The sequence below is a fragment of the Belliella calami genome (genome assembly GCF_022549695.1).
In the GTDB taxonomy this organism is placed as follows: Bacteria; Bacteroidota; Bacteroidia; order Cytophagales; family Cyclobacteriaceae; genus Belliella; species Belliella calami.
Window position 1 is genome coordinate 56523 of the sequence record NZ_JAKZGS010000002.1, and the last position, 19138, is coordinate 75660.

Sequence of the window (19138 nt, forward strand, 5' to 3'; positions counted from 1 at the left end):
TATTTAGAGGATCTAAATTGAAATGCTCCCAATCATATAAGTTACTGCATTTCCACTGATTTTAACTCTTTCTCCCACGATTTTACAGCTAAGTTTACCAGATCTTTTTGATTGTTGAACAGCAGTCAACTTGTCTTTATTTAGCTTTTCAGCCCATAATGGAGTTAGACTCGTATGCGCTGAACCTGTAACAGGGTCTTCATCCACTCCTACTCTTGGGCCAAACCAGCGAGAGACAAAGTCAACAGCTTCTCCTGGTGCGGTAATGATAAATCCTCTTGTATCTACTTTTGCCAATTCAAACAAATCAACTTCCATTTCTAAGATTTGCTCTTCTTTCTCATATACAAAAATATAATCACTTCCACCTTTCCACATTTCAATTGGTGCAATACTAAAACCAGCTGCAATTTCCTTAGAAATCTCTATTTGTCGAATTGTGTCTTTTGGAAAATCCAAAGTCAAAAGCCCATCATTTTCTCTTTCAACTTCCAAAACTCCTGATCTAGGTGAATAGAAACTTATCAAATTATCTTCAAAACCTTCGTGGCTAAAAATCACATGTGCAGCTGCAAGTGTGGCATGTCCACAGAGATCTACTTCTACTGCGGGAGTAAACCAGCGGATTAAGTATTTATCAATTTCCTTAATGATATAAGCAGTCTCGGAAAGATTGTTCTCAGCAGCAATCTTTTGCATCAAATCATCAGGTAGCCATCTCTCCAAAGGAATTATAGCAGCAGGATTTCCTCCAAAAACATGATTTGCGAAAGCATCAACTTGGTAAATTTTTATTTCCATAAAATTCTAGATTTTCAATTACTTATTCTATTAACATAGCGTCAAGATCCATATTTTGATGAAGTACCCTAATCACTTCGATCAAATTTTCTCTCGGAACAACCTTATAGAAAATAAAATGTGATTTTACACGAGTTCGTAAATAGCCTTCCCTTATATAGCCGAAATCTTTTCCAGATTTTGGATTTTCAGAAATAAATTCTATTTCGTCTAATAGCAAATTATAATATCGATTGGCTTGTTCGAAAGGCCAGTTCTCAAAAGTATAAATCCAGATTTCTTCTAGGTCTTTTGTAGCTTCTTTACTGATTTGATACTTCATTATTCACTTTTCATGTGTTTTTTATGAATAGTTTCTAAAAATTCTTTTCTGTCAAAGTTCTTATTAAAACCAGATTTTTCACCTTTTTCCAATTCTTTTACCAATAGCTCTTTTTTAGTTTCATTTTGCTCAAATGCTCTTAGTGCAGCTCTTACGACTTCACTTGCAGATGAGTATTTCCCTGTTTGAACTTGTTGTTTTATAAAACTATCAAAATAGTCTCCTAATAGTATGGATGTATTTTTTGCCATAGGATTTTATTAATTCCCTAAACATACCAATTATTGGTATATCTCACAAATTTGTCACTCTCTTGTCAAGTATTAAGCAAGCTTTTTCATTTTCTCTCCTATTGCTTGTGCGATTGCAGAACCAACCATCAGCTGCAAAGCATGGTAAATCATCAATGGCAATAATATCACCCCAAAAATAATGGGATCTGGAAACATCACTCTCCCCATAACTGCTCCTTGAACCAATGACTTTTTACTTCCACAGAAAAGTACTGTAATCCTATCAGCATCACTAAATTTCAGCAATTTGGAAATCAAATGCATCAAAAGCATCATCCCCAGGAAGAAAAGTAACATCAAGAATCCAAGATAAATCAATTCACTCGCTGTCTTTCCTTCAAACATTCTTTCTTCAAACGATTCTGCAAATGCTGAGAAAACAATCAATAAAATAATGAACTGATCAAAATTCTTCAAGGCCTTTGAATACTTCACAACATACACATTCAAATACTTATGGAGTAGAAGCCCAATTACCAATGGCACAAGAACCTGAACTCCCAATTTGATAAAGGTATCAAGCAATTCAAAATCAACTGCTGATTCGGGCAACATCACTTCCATCCAAACTGGAGTAATGAATATTCCTACAATACTCGAAATACTTGCATTGAAGATTGCAGCAGGCAAGTTTCCTCCAGCCAAAGAGACCATCACTACGGATGAAGAAACTGTGGAAGGCAATGCTGCTAAATAAAACGTACCTAACCACAAATAGGAGTTTTCATCTCCCCAAATTGCATATAAAATCAATATCACCAATGGAAATATCAAAAAGGTAGTACTCTGAACTACCAAATGTAGTTTCCAGTTCGAAAGGTCTGATATTAGCTTTTTTGGATTTAGTTTGACTCCATAAAAAAAGAAAATCAATGTAATACCAATTCCTGTGATCATATCCAAAGGAATAGGACTCGCATCGGTGCCCCATTCTGGGAAAGCTTTGGCTAGGAAAATTACCCCAATTAGTAAAAAAAAGAAAGTATTGAGACCAACCTTTTTCAAGGTGCTAAATATTTTTGACATCTTGGACGTTTGAATTTAGAGTCTTTTGAAATTATCGCAAATGATGGCTGTGGCAATTGCCACATTTAGGGATTCTGCTAATCCAAATCTAGGAATAGTGATTTTATGGTTTACAAGTGAACCAATTTTTTCTGAAATCCCATTCGATTCATTTCCCATCAAAATCACTGCAGCAGCTGGTAATTTAGCTTTATAAATATTTTCACCTTCCAAAAAAGCCCCATATACAGGAAGTTTTGATTTTTCTAAGAATTGGTAAAGATCTGTGTATAATACATTAACTCTAGAGAAACTCCCCATACTTGAATTCAATACTTTTGGGTTGTAACAATCAGCAGATTCCTCTGAGCAAATAACATATTTGATTCCATACCAATCGGCAATACGAATGATAGTTCCAAGATTACCTGGATCTCTGACATCATCAAGCGCCAAAACTAAACTTAGATCCAGCTCAATTGGCATCGTGTTTTGTTTGATTTTCGCTACTGCCAAAGCACTATCATTTGTCTGAAAAGAGCCTGCAGACTCCAACACCTTTTGTGTAACCAAGTAGGCTTCTCCTCTAAAAGCAGAAACTGCCTGGCGATTTTCCTCTGCAAATTTTTCGGTATATAATAAATGGGTGACTTGGAAATCTGAGTCCAATAATTCCGTTACATTTTTGCTACCTTCCACAAAAAATGCATTTTCTTGTTTACGGAATTTTTTCTGTTGCAAGGATTTAATAAACTTAAGCGTATTTTTGCTCAACATTCGGTGATGATAAAATAGTGAATAAGGCCAAATATATAAACTTTCTGTTTCTACTTCTTTTGATTTCCTCATGTTCTTTGACCAAAGGTTTGAAAGAAAATGAATACGTTCTCTATCAAGTAAATATAGAAGGGGTAAAAAAAAGTGACAAAAATGCACTCTCAAGTCTTGTAAGACAAAACCCAAATACAAGGATCCCGATTTTCAATACTTCACTTGGGGTAGCAATTTACAGGTTTGGTGAATGGACTTTTGATAGTACAAAGCACATTAACAGACGTGAAAAATTACTTCAAGAAAGACAAGCTCTAGTAGATAGACAACAAGTAGAGGAAGATCTTTCGAGGAGAGAAGTAAAAAGGTATACAAAAATCAATAGTCAATTAACTTCTTTGGAGAAAAAGCTCGAATTCGGGAATTTCTTTATGAGAACAGGAAATCCTCTGGTGATCTATGACAGCATTGAATCAGCCGATTCCCAAAGACAAATGAATTTTTATCTGGCCAACAATGGATTTTTTGAAGGCTATGTAGAATATGAAGTTGAGAAAAAAGGGAAAAAGGCTGAAGTAACATATCAAATTTCAGAGCAAGAGCCATATATCATTGACTCTATCTATTCCAGATCAGATGACGAAAATATTTATATTTTGCTTGACAAGAATATTAAAAAATCGGAAATAAAAGCAAAATCACGCTATGAACAATCTCAAATTTCTAGAGAAAGGCAAAGGGTTGAAGATTTCTTAAAGTCAAATGGTTATTATACATTTTCCAAGTCTTATATCGAATACAATGTCTATAAAGACACTTTGGAAAAAACTGTAATAGTAGAACAAGTCATTAGAAAGCCAGAATATGATGATTTCCACAGAGTGTACACCCTTGATTCCATCTACTTTTCAATAGATTCTCCATCTGATTTGGTTTTTAACGAAGAAAATAAGGTGACTTACAATGATATCAATTTTACGCTATACAGAGATCGGTATTCCGAAAAAGTCATTTCTTCAAGGATATTCTTGGAAAAAGGGTCTCTATACAACAAGACTGATGTACTCGAAACCCAACGACAGCTAGCCAATTTGGATCTTTTTAGATTTGTGAATATTTCATTTGATACCTTGGGAAACGTTCTCAGGCCGAGGATTTTCACACAACCTAACCAAAAATATCTGATTACAAACCAACTTGGTGCAAGCATAACAGAACAAGTACCTGGTCCATTTTTCAGCCATTCATTAAGAAACAGAAATTTGTTCAGGGGAGCTGAGATTTTCGAGTTCAATTTCCGAGCAGGTTTGGAAGGTGTAGTTTCTGCTACTGGCGAAGGTGGTGTGTTCAGATCGCGGGAACTCAATACATCAGCATCTGTTATTTTCCCAAAATTCCTGGTACCTTTCAACCGTTATTCTTTGGAGAAGTTTGGTCGATACAATCCTAGGACACGAACATTGGTTGGTTACAATTATGTAGATCGTCCAGAATATACCAGGGAAAGTGTAAATGGTATTTTGGCTTACAACTGGAATACAAGAAACCTCAGACAGCAATTTTCTTTCAGCTTACTAGATGCGAATTTTATTAGGTCTAGTTTAAGTAATGATTTTAGACAAATACTTGAAGACTTTCAAAATCAAGGGAATAATCTTATCAATTCTTTTTTACCATCTTACGTCAGCAGTATTTCTGGGCAGGTTATCGTGAACTTTAACCAATACGGAGCTTTCCAAAAAAACAGGGCTTCTTTATGGCGAATATTTGTTGAAAGTGGAGGAACAACATTGAATTTTGTGAATAGGGATTTTGTAGAAAACAGAAGCTTAGCCTATTTTCAATTTCTGAAATTCCAGTCTGATTTCAGAAGATATATTCCGATATCTGCAAAGCAAACAATAGCATACCGATTAAATTTAGGATTGGCTAAGCCTTACGGAATTAGCAATGGTATTTTACCTTATGAAAAATACTTTTTTGCTGGAGGAAGTACAGGGATCAGAGCATGGCAGCCTAGAAGATTGGGACCTGGATCATATACTCCTCCAACCAACGACGATGGGTCTTTTGATTATAGATTTGAGCAGCCTGGAGATATTCTTTTTGAAGGGATGTTTGAGTGGAGAAGCAAAATTTATGGATATTTTGACGGGGCATTTTTTGTTGATTTTGGCAATAGCTGGACTTTCCAAGACGATCCTACCCGACCTGGAGCAGATTTTAAATTCGATAGATTTTACAAAGAATTGGCTGTCGGCACAGGTCTTGGGTTGAGGATGGACTTTGACTTTCTTGTATTGCGATTGGATATGGGTGTCAAAGCTGTAGATCCAGCTCGCCCAGATGGTGAGAGATTCATCTTGGGAAATTTCTTCAATAGATTTCTTGGCGAGCGGGGTCAGACAGTGTTTAACATAGGGATTGGATATCCTTTCTAGTGATTGTCTGCTTTACCGACATGCACTAGCGCATCTCCCGCATTCACTACCGGATTGTTGTTCAATCCTACTACAAATCCATTTGAAGTACACCTGACAGGCACTTTGGTTTTTCCATAAGGGTCCGAAATTTTTGCCAAAATCTGCCCTTTTTTGACTGCATCACCCAATTTTACTGTAGATGTGAAAATCCCTGAAATCTTTGCCCTCATCCAGGAGCTTTCCGATATCATGATAGTGTCTTTTGACTGTACATCGGCTTCCATCATCCCAAGGTATACCAATAGCCTTTTTGTTCCAGCCACAGCCTCTTCTACAGCATAATCATCTAAGCGCATAGATTCGCCTCCCTCGTATACCATGATGTGTTTACGCTTTTTGTATGCTTCCTTTCTAAAAGATTTATCAATGTGGGGAGAATTCAAGATAAAATGTGTTCCAAATGCTTTTGCTAATTCAAGTACTTTCTTGTCCCTATAATCGACCCTTACTTGTGGAAAATTAGAGAGCATACGTCCACCCGTATGGAAATCAATTCCATAATCGATAATTGGTATAATATCATTGGTCAAAATAAAAGCAATTTGGGAAGCCAATGATCCTTTTTTACTTCCTGGGAAACTTCTGTTGAGATCTCTTCCATCGGGAAAAGTTCTTGAGTTACTCAAAAAACCATAAACATTTACCAATGGAATAAAAATAATCGTTCCTTTAGTCGGTGCTATCAAATCCTCCTCTAGCATTCTTTTTACGGCCACTATGCCATTTATCTCATCTCCATGAACACCTCCTGAAATCAACACTACCGGTCCATCCTCTTTGGCCCTTTTGATGAAAATAGGTAAATCAATCAAAGTATGTGTGGGTAGTCTAGCGATCGCTATTTCAATGTTCAAAGTCTGTCCTGGTCGTATCCTTACTCCATTAATTACCATTTCTTTCATAAAAACTATCTATTTAGAATCGTGAATTATAATTTTGAATTTCCTATTTACTCAAAATCTTGCTTACTTCGCAAGTAGAATTTCAAAACATGAAGATACAAGAAAACATTTCTTTAAAACCATATAATACCTTTGGCATTGACAAAAAAGCCAAATTTTTTACTCAAATATCTTCTGAAAATGAAGTTATTGAAGCTTTGAAATATGCTAGCAGCCAAAATACACCTTTGATCATCTTAGGTGGTGGAAGTAATATTCTATTGACAGATGACCTAAATGCATTGGTTATAAAAATAGAAATAAAGGGGATGAGATTGATTAAAGAGTCTGAAGAAGAGGTATTTGTAGAGGTGGGTGCAGGAGAGAATTGGCACGAATTTGTTTTGCATTGTATCGAAAAAAATTGGTCTGGTGTAGAAAATTTATCATTGATTCCCGGAACTGTTGGTGCATCACCAATGCAAAATATTGGAGCGTATGGAGTAGAAATCAAAGAGGTTTTTGATGGCTTATATGCTGTAAACAGAGAAACACTTGATCGTGAATATTTTGGCTGGGATGATTGTAAATTTGGCTATAGGGAAAGTGTTTTCAAAAATACACTAAAGGGAAAATATGTCATCACCAAAGTTGTATTCAAATTAAAAAAGCAACATACATTTCACACTGAATATGGTGCGATTTTGCAAACTTTGGAAGAGATGAATATCAAAGACCTGAGTATTCAGGCAGTTTCGAATGCAGTCATTAAAATTAGACAAAGCAAACTTCCAGATCCTAAAGTGATCGGAAATGCAGGTAGTTTTTTCAAAAATCCTACTATTTCAATTCCACATTTTGAACGACTGAAAAGAGAAAACCCTACTATTCCGGGTTTTCCAAATGAAGAAGGAATCAAAGTTCCTGCTGCTTGGCTGATCGAGCAAGCAGGATGGAAAGGCTATACACAGGAAAATATTGGTGTTCATAAACTCCAACCTCTTGTTCTTGTAAACTATGGTGGAGGTGATGGAAAAGAAATAGCTAACCTTAGCAAAAAAATTCAAGAATCTATCAAGGAAAAATTCAATGTGGACCTACATGCAGAAGTGAATTTCCTTTAGATCAAAGGATCTTCTACGCTGAATTCATTTTGGTATTTCTCCACTTCAACTCCAAATTTCCTCAAAAATTCCACTCCTTCATCAAAAGGTAATCCTTTGTATTCTGCATAAGAATACATATAAATTACCCTCTCGATCCCCATTGAGAAAATAATCCTTGCACACGCCAAACATGGTGCTAAAGTCACATATAATGTTGATCCTTCGACAGATGTGTTGTTTTTGACAGCATACAAAATGGCATTTTGTTCTGCATGAAGCGCTAAAGTGCAACTTCCCTTGCTGTCTCTTGCACAGCCTTCTACAGGAAATTCCTCATCACAATTGTGAGTCCCTGAAGGGGGTCCATTGTAACCTATAGAAATGATCCTGGTGTCTTTTGCCAACACAGCACCAACATGCTTTTTGATACAATGGGATCTTTTGGCAAGATTCACTGCCAATTCCATGAAAATATCATCAAAGTTCGGTCTTATCATATTTCTTTGTTCCAATATTGCTGCGGCTGATTTGGCGCTTCTTTCAGAGGACAAAGAAAATAAAACAAAACCGCATTGCTGTATCGATTGTAAAGATATTTTTATAAAATTAATGCTTAAGCATTTTTCTTCTTCTTTTCATTGGAAGGTAATATTCGTACTTTTGCTTGAAATCAAAATCAAAAATGGAAAAAGAAAATCTTACAGACGACCAAATGATTGTGAGAGATTATTTAGCCAGGCAAAGAACTACGCTTGCCAATGATAGAACCCTCCTTTCATACATCAGGACATCTTTGTATTTTTTGGTAAGCGGTACTGCATTGATGGAAGTGAAGGTTTTGAGCCATGTCAGTGACCTTGGCTATTTAGCTTTTGCTTTGAGCGTGATGCTTGTTGTAATTGGTTTTATCAATTATTTCAAAGTCAAAAGTAGACTGAAAAAAGGAAATTACATTAAAATGTAAGTAGGTTTCCCACTTATCTGAAATCAATTTTAAGTTACTCTTTAAACCTATTCACATTGGAATTTGTACAGGAAGAAGGCTATGCCTTAATTGCTTTTGCAGTAATTATATTTGGATTGTTGGCAGTTGACCTTTATGTTTTCAACAGGGAAGCTCATAAAGTAAGTACCAAAGAAGCACTCAATTGGTCCATTGTTTGGATTGGGTTAGGTTTATTATTTGGAGGATATATATATTGGGAATTTGGCCTTGAAAAATCCTCACAATATTACTCTGCTTTTCTGATAGAAAAAGCATTGAGTGTTGACAACCTTTTTGTTTTTATCTTGGTATTTAAGTTTTTCAAAGTACCGGAAAAATATCAACACAAAGTCCTTTTTTATGGAATACTAGGTGCAATAATCTTAAGAGGAATCTTCATTTTTTTTGGAGTTACTTTGATAGAAATGACTTTCATACCAGCATTTCAAATATTTGATATTGAGTTAAATATAAATGTAATAATGACTGCATTTGGTATATTTCTAGTCTATGCTGGCTTCAAGTCTTGGAAGCAAGATGAAGAGGATGAAGAATCCAAGGATTTTTCAAAATCATTAGGTACTAAATTAATTCATAAACTCTTCAGGGTAGATCCACAATATCACGGTACAAAATTCTTTGTGAGCATAAATGGAAAGCGTTTTGCCACCCAATTACTGGTAGTAGTCGCGGTGATTGAGTTTACAGATCTGCTGTTCGCTGTTGACTCCATACCTGCTATTTTTGCGATTTCCAATGATCCAATAATACTATATACTTCAAATATTTTTGCAATTTTAGGTTTAAGAGCACTCTACTTTTTATTGGCAAATAGTTTTGAGATATTTCATTATTTACAACATGGGTTAGCTTTTATCCTGACTTTTATTGGTCTGAAAATGCTCCTTTCTGCCGCTTACCACGTGCCTTCTTATATCTCGCTTTCTATTGTTTTTGGCATCTTACTGATTAGCATTTTGGCATCATTGAAAAGGTACAGGGAACAAAAAGGATAGCATCATTTTTTGGTAGGCTTATTGTTTAAATAATCTGCAAACAAACTAAAAAATCATATGAAAGCATTAGGAATAATTTTGATTGTAGCTGGTATAGCCATGTTCGTATTTTCGGGATTTAGCTTCAACACAGAAGAAAATATCATCGATGCTGGCCCTATTCAGGTAAATAAAGAGAAAGAGAACAATGTAAGCTGGCCCAATTATGCAGGTGGAATAAGTGTAGCTGCAGGCATTATTGTTTTGCTAGCTGGCCGAAAAAAGTAAAACTTTAAGCTCAATTGTTAATGTTTTTGGTTAATTTAGTTGAGATTATAGTTGAAATTAATCTTATAATGGGGACATTTGTCCCCATCTTTAACCTAACCTAAATATTAAATTTTGAAATTAGCAGCTGTAGATATTGGTTCAAATGCCATAAGACTACAAATCACCAACGTCACCCACTATGAAGGCAAAGTCACCTTCAAAAAATTAGAATATCTACGCTTCCCATTACGATTGGGAATGGATGTATTTCATGTTCAAAAGATAAGTGACAAGAATAGACGTAAGTTTGTAAAACTGATGAAAGCTTTCAAGCTTTTGATAGATCTTTATGAAGTAGACGACTATATGGTCTGTGCCACTTCGGCGATGCGAGAATCTTCTAACGGAAAAGAGATCGTGGAAGAAGTAAAACAGGATATAGGGTTGAAAATACAGGTTATCGATGGCAATAGAGAAGCTGAATTGATCAATCTTGCTCTATGGTCATACATTGATGAAAAATCCTATCTGCATATAGATGTAGGTGGGGGAAGTACAGAATTGAATATTTATATCAATAAAGTAAAAGTAGCTTCAAAATCCTTCAAAATCGGCTCTGTAAGAGCTTTGGATGATAACATCCCCACAGCTGTTTGGAATAGTATGAATAAATTTATTCATGAAAACATTTCAAAAAAAGACAGAATTACCTGTATTGGAACAGGAGGAAACATCAATAAAATTTTCGAAATTTCTAAGCCAAGCAAAAACAAAAGATACCTTGATGCTGACAAAATAAAAGAGATTCAAGAATATTTAGCCTCATTTTCATACGAAGATCGGGTCAATAAACTTAACCTTAACCCAGATAGAGCTGATGTTATCATTCCTGCAAGTAAAATATATCTTGCAGCTATGACCGCTGCAGCCTCCAAAAAAATGATTGTCCCGGATGTGGGTCTTAAAGATGGGTTAATGAATGTGCTCTATGAAAGAAATAAGATCAAAAAACCTCAATGATTTTTAGAGAAAAATCAACTTTTGGGATTTTTTCTCTTATCAAATTAAATCACAGTCAAAAACCCTTATACAATACTTGCTGATTGAGAGCAAGTTGCGAGTATTGGAAGTAAAATTTCAAGTTCTATTGACTACACCTCAGGAAATGCGTATCAGCTTTTGGTCGCTCCTCTGCAAGTAAGTTCTTGAGAGTGTACGCATCAAACAAGGCGTCTTTTTACCCGACTCACAACATTGCAGATACTCAAACTTACGAAACAAGAAAAGGCAAAGAACCTACAAAAATGTATATTCTTTGCCTTTTTTGATTCTTCAAAATTTCAAATGATTCTATCGCTTTTTTCAAAAAAACTGTTGGAAAATCATCCTAAAATACCATCGGAATTTGATCACTAATCAAAACTCATGTTAATTTGACATTCATCACTGCATCAACATTCAGGTTGAAAAATTCTTTGTGTATGTTGAACTCGTCTTCATTATCTTTAGGAATTTTTGGCGCATAAGACCCATCTTCTTGCATTCTATATGAATTGACATTATCTCTAAGATTGAATGAAATTATATTCATCAATTGCTTTTCTAGTAATGGAGAGTCTACTTTAAATAATGATTCAAGTCTTTTATCAAAACTCCTAACCATCATATCTGCACTTCCGGCATAAGTTCTTGTTTTTCCATTGTTATGAAAATGGTAGATTCTAGAATGCTCAAGGAAATCCCCTACTATAGATAACACTTCAATATTTTCACTCAAACCTTTCCTACCTGGACGCAAGCAACAAATCCCTCTTATGATCAATTTTACAGGTACACCTGATTGGGAGGCTCTATAAAGTGCATAGATAATCTCTGAATCTTCCAGTGAATTCACTTTGATGAAAATGCCAGAAGGTAGTCCATTTCTTGCATTTTCTGACTCTTGTTCAATAAAATCTATCAACTGATTACGCATGTCTCTAGGAGCTGTGATTAAGCTTTCATAAGATTCTGGTATCGAATGTCCAGTAATGACATTGAAGAACTCTGAAACATCATTTGCCAATATTTCATTTGTTGTCAGTAATCCTATATCAGTGTAAAGTCTTGCTGTGTCCTCATTGTAATTACCAGTCCCCAAATGTACATATCGAGTAATTTTATTCTCATCTTTCTTGACAATTAGCATTAGCTTGGTATGCGTTTTCAAATTTGAAATCCCATAAATAACGAAACAACCTGCTTTCTGAAGCTTTTTGGCCTCTCTGATGTTATTTTCTTCATCAAATCTCGCTTTCACTTCAAATAGAACAGATACGTGTTTCCCATTTTCAGCTGCTCTCAACAAAGCCTTAGTGATCCTCGAATCACTTGCCAGTCTATAAATTGTCATCTTGATAGCCATAACATTGCTATCTTCAGCTGCCTTTTCTACAAGGTCTAAAATTGGATCAATATTATTGTACGGATGGTGAAGCAAGATATCCCTATTCTTCAAAACTTGGAATATATCTTCTGTTCCTTCTTCAGGATATGAAAGTGGGTGCACAGGTGAAGGCATTTGCGGAAGCCTATCTTTAAACCTCTTATTTCCAATCACTTGCCAAAGACCAGTAAAATCAAGCATGCTTCTCTTTTCTACTTTAAAGATACTGTCATCTTGAATATTCCAGCGTTCTTTAAGCAAATTTATCATCCATTTGCTATAGCCTTCTTCAATTTCTATTCGCACTACCCTACCAGTCTTTCTCTCGTTGAGCTTACGCTTGACTTCTTCAAGAAAGTTAGCGTCCATGTCCTCACTTTCCTCAAGTGTAAAATCACCATTTCTGGTAATTCTAAATAGATTTACCGATTCAATATTTACATTTCGAAACAAAGAGATTAAGTTTTCTCTAATCACTTCCTCGATTGGAATATAAATGACAACATCTTCTCGCTCCACCTCGAAAAACCTTGGGATATTTGCAGGAATCTGTACAAATGACAGTTTTCTGTTTTCTTTTTTCTCTCCTGGCGCAAGTGTCACTACTCCAAAAACCAATAGTTTGTTCATCAGAATTGGAAAAGTTCGATATCCGTCATACACCATGGGCGTAAGCATTGGATAAATAGCCTTTGTGAAATAAGAACGGATATACTCTTGCTCGTCTGCTGTCAAGTTTTTTACATTACTCAGGATAAATCCTGAATCAGACATGTTTGGTAAGAGATTCTTTTGAAAATGCTCTTGCTGCTTTTTGTGAAATTCCTGGCATTCGAGCATCAGTTTCATTTTGAAAGGCTCTTCTCTCAGACCAGAATAATCAACTCGCTCTTTGTCATAATCAAGGTAATTGTATAATGACCCAACCCTGATCATAAAAAACTCATCCAAATTAGAGGCGGTTATTGCCAAAAATTTTAATTTCTCAAAAATTGATCTGTTTTCTTTTTTTGACTGATCAAAAACTCTTTCGTTGAATTTCAACCAACTCAGATCTCTACTTACCAAGTCACTGGAGTTGATAACTCCATCAAATTTATCTTTAGCTGCTATATTCATTTTTTATAAACGTATTGACCAAATCTAATTATTTTTTTTATGTTCCTTTCAAGTGTTCTCAAACTATCTTAAATTATAATGAAAAAATAACATTAGATTCTTTTCAGATATTTGTGAAACAAAAAAAGGGAGCTTTTGGCCCCCTTCTGATTTTTTCAAGAAAAGATTAAGTATCGATTTTTGCGTATTTCGCATTTTTCTCGATAAAATCTCTCCTAGGAGGAACCTCATCACCCATCAACATACTGAACAAATGATCCGCTTCAGCTGCTGATTCGATTGTGACCTGTTTGAGAGTTCTTGTATTTGGATCCATGGTAGTAGTCCAAAGTTGCTCTGGGTTCATTTCACCAAGACCTTTGTATCGTTGCAAATTGATACTATCTTCTTTGCCAGTATCGCCTACCATTTCCCTTGTGATTATTTTTCTATCATCTTCATTGTAAGCATATCGCTCATCCTTACCTTTTTTCAACAAGTAAAGTGGTGGTTGAGCAATGTACACATAGCCATTTTCGATAAGAGATCTTAGATATCTAAAGAACAATGTCAAAATCAAAGTCCTGATGTGGGAACCATCGATATCAGCATCGGTCATGATGATGATTTTATGATATCTCAAGTTTGTCAAATCAAGTTCTCTGTCTCCGTTGATCGTTCCAAATTTCACTCCAAGAGCAGTAAGGATATTTTTTATTTCGTCATTATCATAAATCTTGTGCTCGTGAGCTTTTTCGACGTTCAGAATTTTCCCTTTCAATGGCAAAATTGCTTGAAAATCCCTGTCCCTACCTTGCTTAGCTGATCCACCAGCTGAGTCACCTTCGACAAGATACAATTCACAAACAGTAGGATCTGAATTTGCACAATCTGCCAACTTACCAGGAAGTCCACCGCCACCAAGCACATTCTTTCGTTGGACCATTTCCCTTGCTTTCCTTGCAGCATGACGCGCTTGGGCAGCTAAGACTACTTTACCAACTATAATTTTGGCTTCTTTTGGATGCTCTTCTAACCATGTCTGAAGAACTTCCGAAACAGAACTATCTACAGCACCGACTACATCAGAGTTACCAAGTTTGGTTTTTGTCTGACCTTCAAACTGAGGCTCTGCTACTTTGACTGAAATGACTGCAGTCAAACCTTCTCTAAAATCATCCCCAGAAACTTCAAGCTTCAGCTTATCAAGCATTCCAGACTTATCTGCATAACTTTTCAAAGTCCTTGTCAAAGCTCTTCTAAAACCAGAAACGTGAGATCCACCTTCATAAGTATTGATGGTATTCACATAAGAAACTACATTTTCTGAATAGGATGAGTTATAACTCATGGCAACCTGTACAGGTACACCATTTTTTTCAGATTCAATATAGATAGGATGCTCGATTATCTTTTCTTTGGTTTCATCCAAATACTGAACGAATTCAACCAATCCACCTTCTGAGAAAAACTCTTGGGATTTAGGATTTCCATCATCCTCAATCTCACGCATATCTTTTAAGAAAATCCTAATACCGGCATTCAAAAAGGACATTTCCCTTAATCTATTCGCTATTGTTTCGTACTTGTATTCAGTAATGGCAAAAATACTTGTATCAGGCTTGAAATGAATGATTGTACCTCTTTTGTCAGTTGTACCCACTTCCCTTACGTCATACTGTGGAATTCCAATAGAATATTCTTGTTCAAAAACTTTCCCATTTCTATGGACAGTGGCTTTCATCATTGTAGATAAGGCATTCACACAAGAAACACCAACACCATGCAAACCACCTGAAACTTTGTAAGTATCCTTGTCAAACTTACCACCTGCATGAAGCACAGTCATTACTACTTCGAGTGCTGATTTTTTCTCTTTTGGGTGATAATCTGTAGGGATTCCTCTACCGTTGTCTTCTACTGTTACAGAATTGTCTTCGTTTACAGTTACATGGATCGTATCGCAGTGTCCTGCAAGTGCCTCATCTATTGAATTATCTACTACTTCCCAAATCAAATGATGTAGTCCTTTAACTCCTACATCACCAATATACATCGCAGGCCTTTTTCTTACTGCTTCAAGTCCTTCTAAAACCTGAATATTACCTGCTGAATAATCCTTATTGTTGTCTTCTTTATTTTCGCTCATAATTAATTTTAAGCTCTTTCACTTAGTATGAGAAAGAGATTTTTTTACCTCTCTAACAAACCGTAATAATACACAAAAAATCTGAGATTACATACCTTCTACAAGGGTGTATTTCTACTTTTAGAACTACAAGCAAAGTTCAAAAAACTTAATCTAGATTGACTTCACAGGCATTTTTCACCTGATACATTGTCAAATTTAACAGTAATATGAAGTACCATTTAATTTCATCTTGACAAAGGGAATTGACTGTTCATACACTTTTGTTTAATCTTTCTAGTATTGGGTTAAACAAATATTCCCTTAATTATCTTTTGATTTCAAAAATCACCCAAAATTATATTTCCCATCTCCAATCACATCTAAATTAAATTAACAATGAACACAATTATTTCAGCAGAATTAATCGGTTTGGATCGAATCGTCAATAGTGATCCAGTAGCAATTACCTTCTTCATTGGGTATATGGCTATGCTTGCGTCATCAGTTTTCTTCTTCGTAGAAAGAAGTTCTGTCAATGATAAGTGGAAAACATCCCTTTTGGTCTCAGGTCTTATCACGGGTATAGCCGCGGTACACTATTATTACATGAGGGATTTCTATTTACAGACTGGTAGTTCGCCAACAGCATTTAGGTATGTGGACTGGACACTTACAGTTCCCTTGATGTGTGTTGAATTTTATCTTTTGACCAAGCCATTTGGTGCTAAAGGATCTACACTTACCAAGTTGATCCTAGCTTCATTATTGATGTTGGTAGCTGGTTACATTGGTGAAACATCTGGGATTGATAGCAATATCTTCTGGGGTGTCTTGTCTACTTTAGGATACTTATATATCGTGTATGAAGTATTTGCTGGTGATGTTGCGAAATTGGCAAAATCTTCTGACAGTCCTGCTTTGGCAAAAGCGATGTTCCTATTGAAAATTTTCGTAACACTAGGATGGTCAATTTATCCTATTGGCTACATGGTTCTTCCAGGAAATTTGCTTTCAGGTGCTTTTGAAGTAAGTAGCATTGATTTATTCTACAACCTTGCAGATGCGATCAATAAAATTGGTTTTGGACTTGTAATTTACTCAGTGGCTATCGCTGAATCAAACAAGAAAAAAGCTATTGCATAAGTTAAATACCAGTCACCTCACATTACTATGGGGTGACTTTTTATTGTTAAAACCCAAGGTAATGACCTACGATATCATCGTGTCCGGACTTGGTTGTGCAGGTTTTAGTTTTATATACTACTTGCTGAACAGTCCATTGAAAGATAAAAAAATATTATGTATAGATTCTTCCAAAAAGGATCACAACGATAGAACATGGTGCTATTGGTCTGAAGATAAACTCGACATTCATCCTAATCAAAGTGATTTGGTCTCTTGGAAATTATTGAAATTAGTAGGGAATAAACAATCAAATATATCATTAGATAGATTCACTTATTTTCACATTAAGTCTTCTGATTTTTATCAAGAAATGAAGACAAAAATTGCATCTAATCCGAACATCATTTTTGTTAATGAAGTCATACAAAGTGTTGAAAAATCAAATTCGGGCACATATGTTTTTACATTAAAAAACAAATTATTATTTGAGGGAAAAACCGTAATAAATTCCATATCACAAATTTCAAATCCTTTCTCAGAAAGCATAATGAAGCAAGAATTTGTTGGTTGGAAAATAAAAACAAAATCTGAATTTTTTGATCCAAAGCAGATGGTGTTGATGGATTTTGAAAAGAATACACAAAATAATCCTTTCAGCTTCTATTATATATTGCCATATTCTCAAAATGAAGCACTGGTAGAATATACAACATACACAAAGACCAAAGTGAGTAAACCCGAGATGAAGAATAAATTAAAAAAATATATAGAAAGGAAGTTTACGAGCGATTATGATATAACTTTTCAAGAAAGTGGTTCTATTCCAATGTCAACAAAGGAATTTACCAGTTCAAATGATCCGAATTGGATAAATGTAGGAACTATTGGAGGTTGCACAAAGCCATCAACAGGTTATACATTCCACACTATTCAAAAACATTCTAAGATGATTGTTGATGGATTATCTTTTGGAAAAAATAAGACCAAACTCAGTTGGAATAGAGCAAATAGATTTAGATTCTATGACAATATTCTCTTAAATATCGCTGCCAAATGGCCTGATAAATTACCTGCAATCTTTCAAGAAATGTTTTCTAAAAACTCAGGAGATCAAGTTTTAAAGTTTTTAAACGAAGAGACAAGATTCTTGGAAGAGTTGAATATTTTGCGCAAGCTTTCCTTTGGGATATTTATCAAATCACTTTGGAACTATGAAAAACATTGATATTATCGGGAAGACAATAGCAATAATTATTGCCATTTCGTACTATTTCTTTTTTGAGAATATAGAAGCTTTTCAGTTGGTGATTTTTTCGGGTGTAATTTTAATTATCGGCATACCTCATGGTGCAATAGACCATCTACTGCCTCAAGACAAAGATGCTACTAGCTCCTTAATGGTCTTTTTGGTAAAGTACTTTAGTATAATGTTAATCTACTTGTACACTTGGTATTTTTTTCCAAAGTTATCTCTGCTTGTATTTTTAACAATTTCAGCCTATCATTTTGGCCAAACCCATTTTGTCAATCATTCTGTGACTAAATTCCGGTCTCTATGTTATTTTTTTTTAGGTTCAAATTTTCTCGGTATCATCCTTTTAAGTGATTTTCAAGCTACTGAAGAGATTCTTTCTTCCATTGCTGAGGTAAGCTTTATCGAACCTTTTAGGTATCTAGTGATGCTAAGTTTATTTATTGTTAGTTTTTCATTGACTTTTATTCAAAAAATCGAGAATAAAAGTATTTTGTTAACTGAAATTACTTTGCTTAGTGTGTTTTTATATTTTACACCTCTTCTATTGAGTTTTGGTTTGTATTTTGGTTTTTGGCATTCATTGCCAAGTTTGTTGATTGAGTTTGAGGAAGTATCTAGAGATTATTCAAAAGAGAAATTGAAAAAATTCATCCTACATTTGATGCCTTTTAGTATAATAAGCATACTCGGAATTATATTTATTTTATTCCTTTCAAATACTTACCTACAAAAAGATCAGATGATATTGTTGTTTTTTATATTGGTTTCTTTAATCTCAGCACCACATATTTTTGTGATGAATAAGTTTATTGAAAGTAGAAAAATTCAAAATTGACCTGTACTCAATAATACTAAATTGCAAGCAATTACAGGCTCGATATCATTTTCCCTTGCCAAATCAAAAAACTCTTTATTTTCGGTTCCCGGATTGAATATTATTCTTTTTGGTTTCAGGGATAAAATGTAATTGTACCATTCAGGCTGATGTATAGGACCGATATAAAGTGTGATTGTATGCACATCCTCAATGGAAGGTTTGCTGCTAATATCCAAGATTTCTTCTCCAAAAACAGTTCCTTTTTTGATGCCAATCGGCACGAAAGGAACATTATATTTAGAAAGCATTTCTGCAGCTATAAATGCGTATCTTGAAGGATTTGTTGTTGCTCCTACTATTACAGTTTTTTTCATT

19 protein-coding genes are annotated in these 19138 nt (G+C 35.0%); 9 read left to right on the forward strand and 10 right to left on the reverse strand.

All coding sequences use genetic code 11. From position 1 onward, the window contains the following. Positions 1 to 12: 12 nt before the first annotated feature. The 5 genes from MM236_RS02615 to MM236_RS02635 all read right to left on the reverse strand — a co-directional run bounded on the left by MM236_RS02615 (position 13) and on the right by MM236_RS02635 (position 3198). Positions 13 to 801 (reverse strand): PhzF family phenazine biosynthesis protein, encoded by a 789-nt coding sequence (locus tag MM236_RS02615; RefSeq protein WP_241273376.1) that lies wholly within the window; start codon positions 799 to 801, stop codon positions 13 to 15. Between the two features lie 22 nt (positions 802 to 823). Further along, positions 824 to 1123 (reverse strand): type II toxin-antitoxin system RelE/ParE family toxin, encoded by a 300-nt coding sequence (locus MM236_RS02620; RefSeq protein ID WP_241273377.1) that lies wholly within the window; start codon positions 1121 to 1123, stop codon positions 824 to 826. Beyond that, complete coding sequence (locus tag MM236_RS02625; protein ID WP_241273378.1) at positions 1123 to 1374, reverse strand: type II toxin-antitoxin system ParD family antitoxin; 252 nt, start codon at positions 1372 to 1374, stop codon at positions 1123 to 1125. Before MM236_RS02625 ends, MM236_RS02620 begins: the two co-directional genes overlap by 1 nt. 72 nt (positions 1375 to 1446) lie before the next feature. Beyond that, the gene (locus MM236_RS02630) at positions 1447 to 2442 is read right to left on the reverse strand and encodes a bile acid:sodium symporter family protein (RefSeq protein ID WP_241273379.1); all 996 of its coding nucleotides are present in this window, start codon (positions 2440 to 2442) and stop codon (positions 1447 to 1449) included. Between the two features lie 15 nt (positions 2443 to 2457). Next, positions 2458 to 3198, reverse strand: a complete 741-nt coding sequence (locus tag MM236_RS02635) for an RNA methyltransferase (RefSeq protein ID WP_241273771.1) — start codon at positions 3196 to 3198, stop codon at positions 2458 to 2460. Between the two features lie 89 nt (positions 3199 to 3287). On the opposite strand from MM236_RS02635, the gene tamL reads away from it, so the two are divergent. Next, the gene (gene tamL / locus MM236_RS02640; RefSeq protein ID WP_241273380.1) at positions 3288 to 5633 is read left to right on the forward strand and encodes a translocation and assembly module lipoprotein TamL; all 2346 of its coding nucleotides are present in this window, start codon (positions 3288 to 3290) and stop codon (positions 5631 to 5633) included. Here tamL and MM236_RS02645 read toward each other — a convergent pair. Then, entirely contained in the window at positions 5630 to 6577 is a 948-nt protein-coding gene (locus MM236_RS02645; protein ID WP_241273381.1) for a succinylglutamate desuccinylase/aspartoacylase family protein, read from the reverse strand. The two genes, tamL and MM236_RS02645, sit on opposite strands and share 4 nt — an antisense overlap. A 59-nt stretch (positions 6578 to 6636) precedes the next feature. Here MM236_RS02645 and murB point away from each other — a divergent pair, with 59 nt between their 5' ends. Continuing rightward, complete coding sequence (murB, locus tag MM236_RS02650; protein WP_255742322.1) at positions 6637 to 7680, forward strand: UDP-N-acetylmuramate dehydrogenase; 1044 nt, start codon at positions 6637 to 6639, stop codon at positions 7678 to 7680. On the opposite strand, the gene MM236_RS02655 is transcribed toward murB, so the two are convergent. Beyond that, a complete protein-coding gene (locus MM236_RS02655; protein ID WP_241273383.1) occupies positions 7677 to 8159 on the reverse strand; it encodes a deoxycytidylate deaminase in 483 nt (160 codons plus the stop codon). The genes murB and MM236_RS02655 overlap by 4 nt on opposite strands. A 185-nt stretch (positions 8160 to 8344) precedes the next feature. On the opposite strand from MM236_RS02655, the gene MM236_RS02660 reads away from it, so the two are divergent. The 4 genes from MM236_RS02660 to MM236_RS02675 all read left to right on the forward strand — a co-directional run bounded on the left by MM236_RS02660 (position 8345) and on the right by MM236_RS02675 (position 10932). Then, complete coding sequence (locus MM236_RS02660; RefSeq protein WP_241273384.1) at positions 8345 to 8626, forward strand: DUF202 domain-containing protein; 282 nt, start codon at positions 8345 to 8347, stop codon at positions 8624 to 8626. Positions 8627 to 8682: 56 nt separating this feature from the next. After that, a complete protein-coding gene (locus MM236_RS02665) occupies positions 8683 to 9663 on the forward strand; it encodes a TerC family protein (protein ID WP_241273385.1) in 981 nt (326 codons plus the stop codon). A 57-nt stretch (positions 9664 to 9720) separates the two neighbouring features. Next, a complete protein-coding gene (locus MM236_RS02670) occupies positions 9721 to 9930 on the forward strand; it encodes a hypothetical protein (protein WP_241273386.1) in 210 nt (69 codons plus the stop codon). A 114-nt stretch (positions 9931 to 10044) separates the two neighbouring features. Then, positions 10045 to 10932, forward strand: coding sequence for a Ppx/GppA phosphatase family protein (locus MM236_RS02675; protein WP_241273387.1), 888 nt, complete (start codon positions 10045 to 10047; stop codon positions 10930 to 10932). A 403-nt stretch (positions 10933 to 11335) separates the two neighbouring features. Here the strand turns inward: MM236_RS02675 and ppk1 are convergent, their stop codons facing one another. Together ppk1 and gyrB are read right to left on the reverse strand one after the other, a co-directional pair. After that, positions 11336 to 13456, reverse strand: a complete 2121-nt coding sequence (gene ppk1 / locus MM236_RS02680) for a polyphosphate kinase 1 (protein WP_241273388.1) — start codon at positions 13454 to 13456, stop codon at positions 11336 to 11338. Between the two features lie 166 nt (positions 13457 to 13622). Further along, entirely contained in the window at positions 13623 to 15584 is a 1962-nt protein-coding gene (gene gyrB / locus MM236_RS02685; RefSeq protein ID WP_241273389.1) for a DNA topoisomerase (ATP-hydrolyzing) subunit B, read from the reverse strand. A 378-nt stretch (positions 15585 to 15962) separates the two neighbouring features. Here gyrB and MM236_RS02690 point away from each other — a divergent pair, with 378 nt between their 5' ends. From MM236_RS02690 to MM236_RS02700, 3 genes are all read left to right on the forward strand, one after another. Further along, the gene (locus MM236_RS02690) at positions 15963 to 16709 is read left to right on the forward strand and encodes a bacteriorhodopsin-like (protein WP_241273390.1); all 747 of its coding nucleotides are present in this window, start codon (positions 15963 to 15965) and stop codon (positions 16707 to 16709) included. 61 nt (positions 16710 to 16770) lie between these two features. Beyond that, on the forward strand, positions 16771 to 17916 hold the full coding sequence (locus tag MM236_RS02695; protein WP_241273391.1) for a lycopene cyclase family protein: 1146 nt from the start codon (positions 16771 to 16773) through the stop codon (positions 17914 to 17916). Then, positions 17903 to 18781 (forward strand): Brp/Blh family beta-carotene 15,15'-dioxygenase, encoded by an 879-nt coding sequence (locus tag MM236_RS02700; RefSeq protein WP_241273392.1) that lies wholly within the window; start codon positions 17903 to 17905, stop codon positions 18779 to 18781. The genes MM236_RS02695 and MM236_RS02700 overlap by 14 nt, the downstream gene beginning before the upstream one ends. Here MM236_RS02700 and MM236_RS02705 read toward each other — a convergent pair. After that, positions 18772 to 19137: a CoA-binding protein gene (locus MM236_RS02705; RefSeq protein ID WP_241273393.1), complete on the reverse strand. Its 366-nt coding sequence runs from the start codon at positions 19135 to 19137 to the stop codon at positions 18772 to 18774. The two genes, MM236_RS02700 and MM236_RS02705, sit on opposite strands and share 10 nt — an antisense overlap. Between the last annotated feature and the right edge of the window lies 1 nt (position 19138).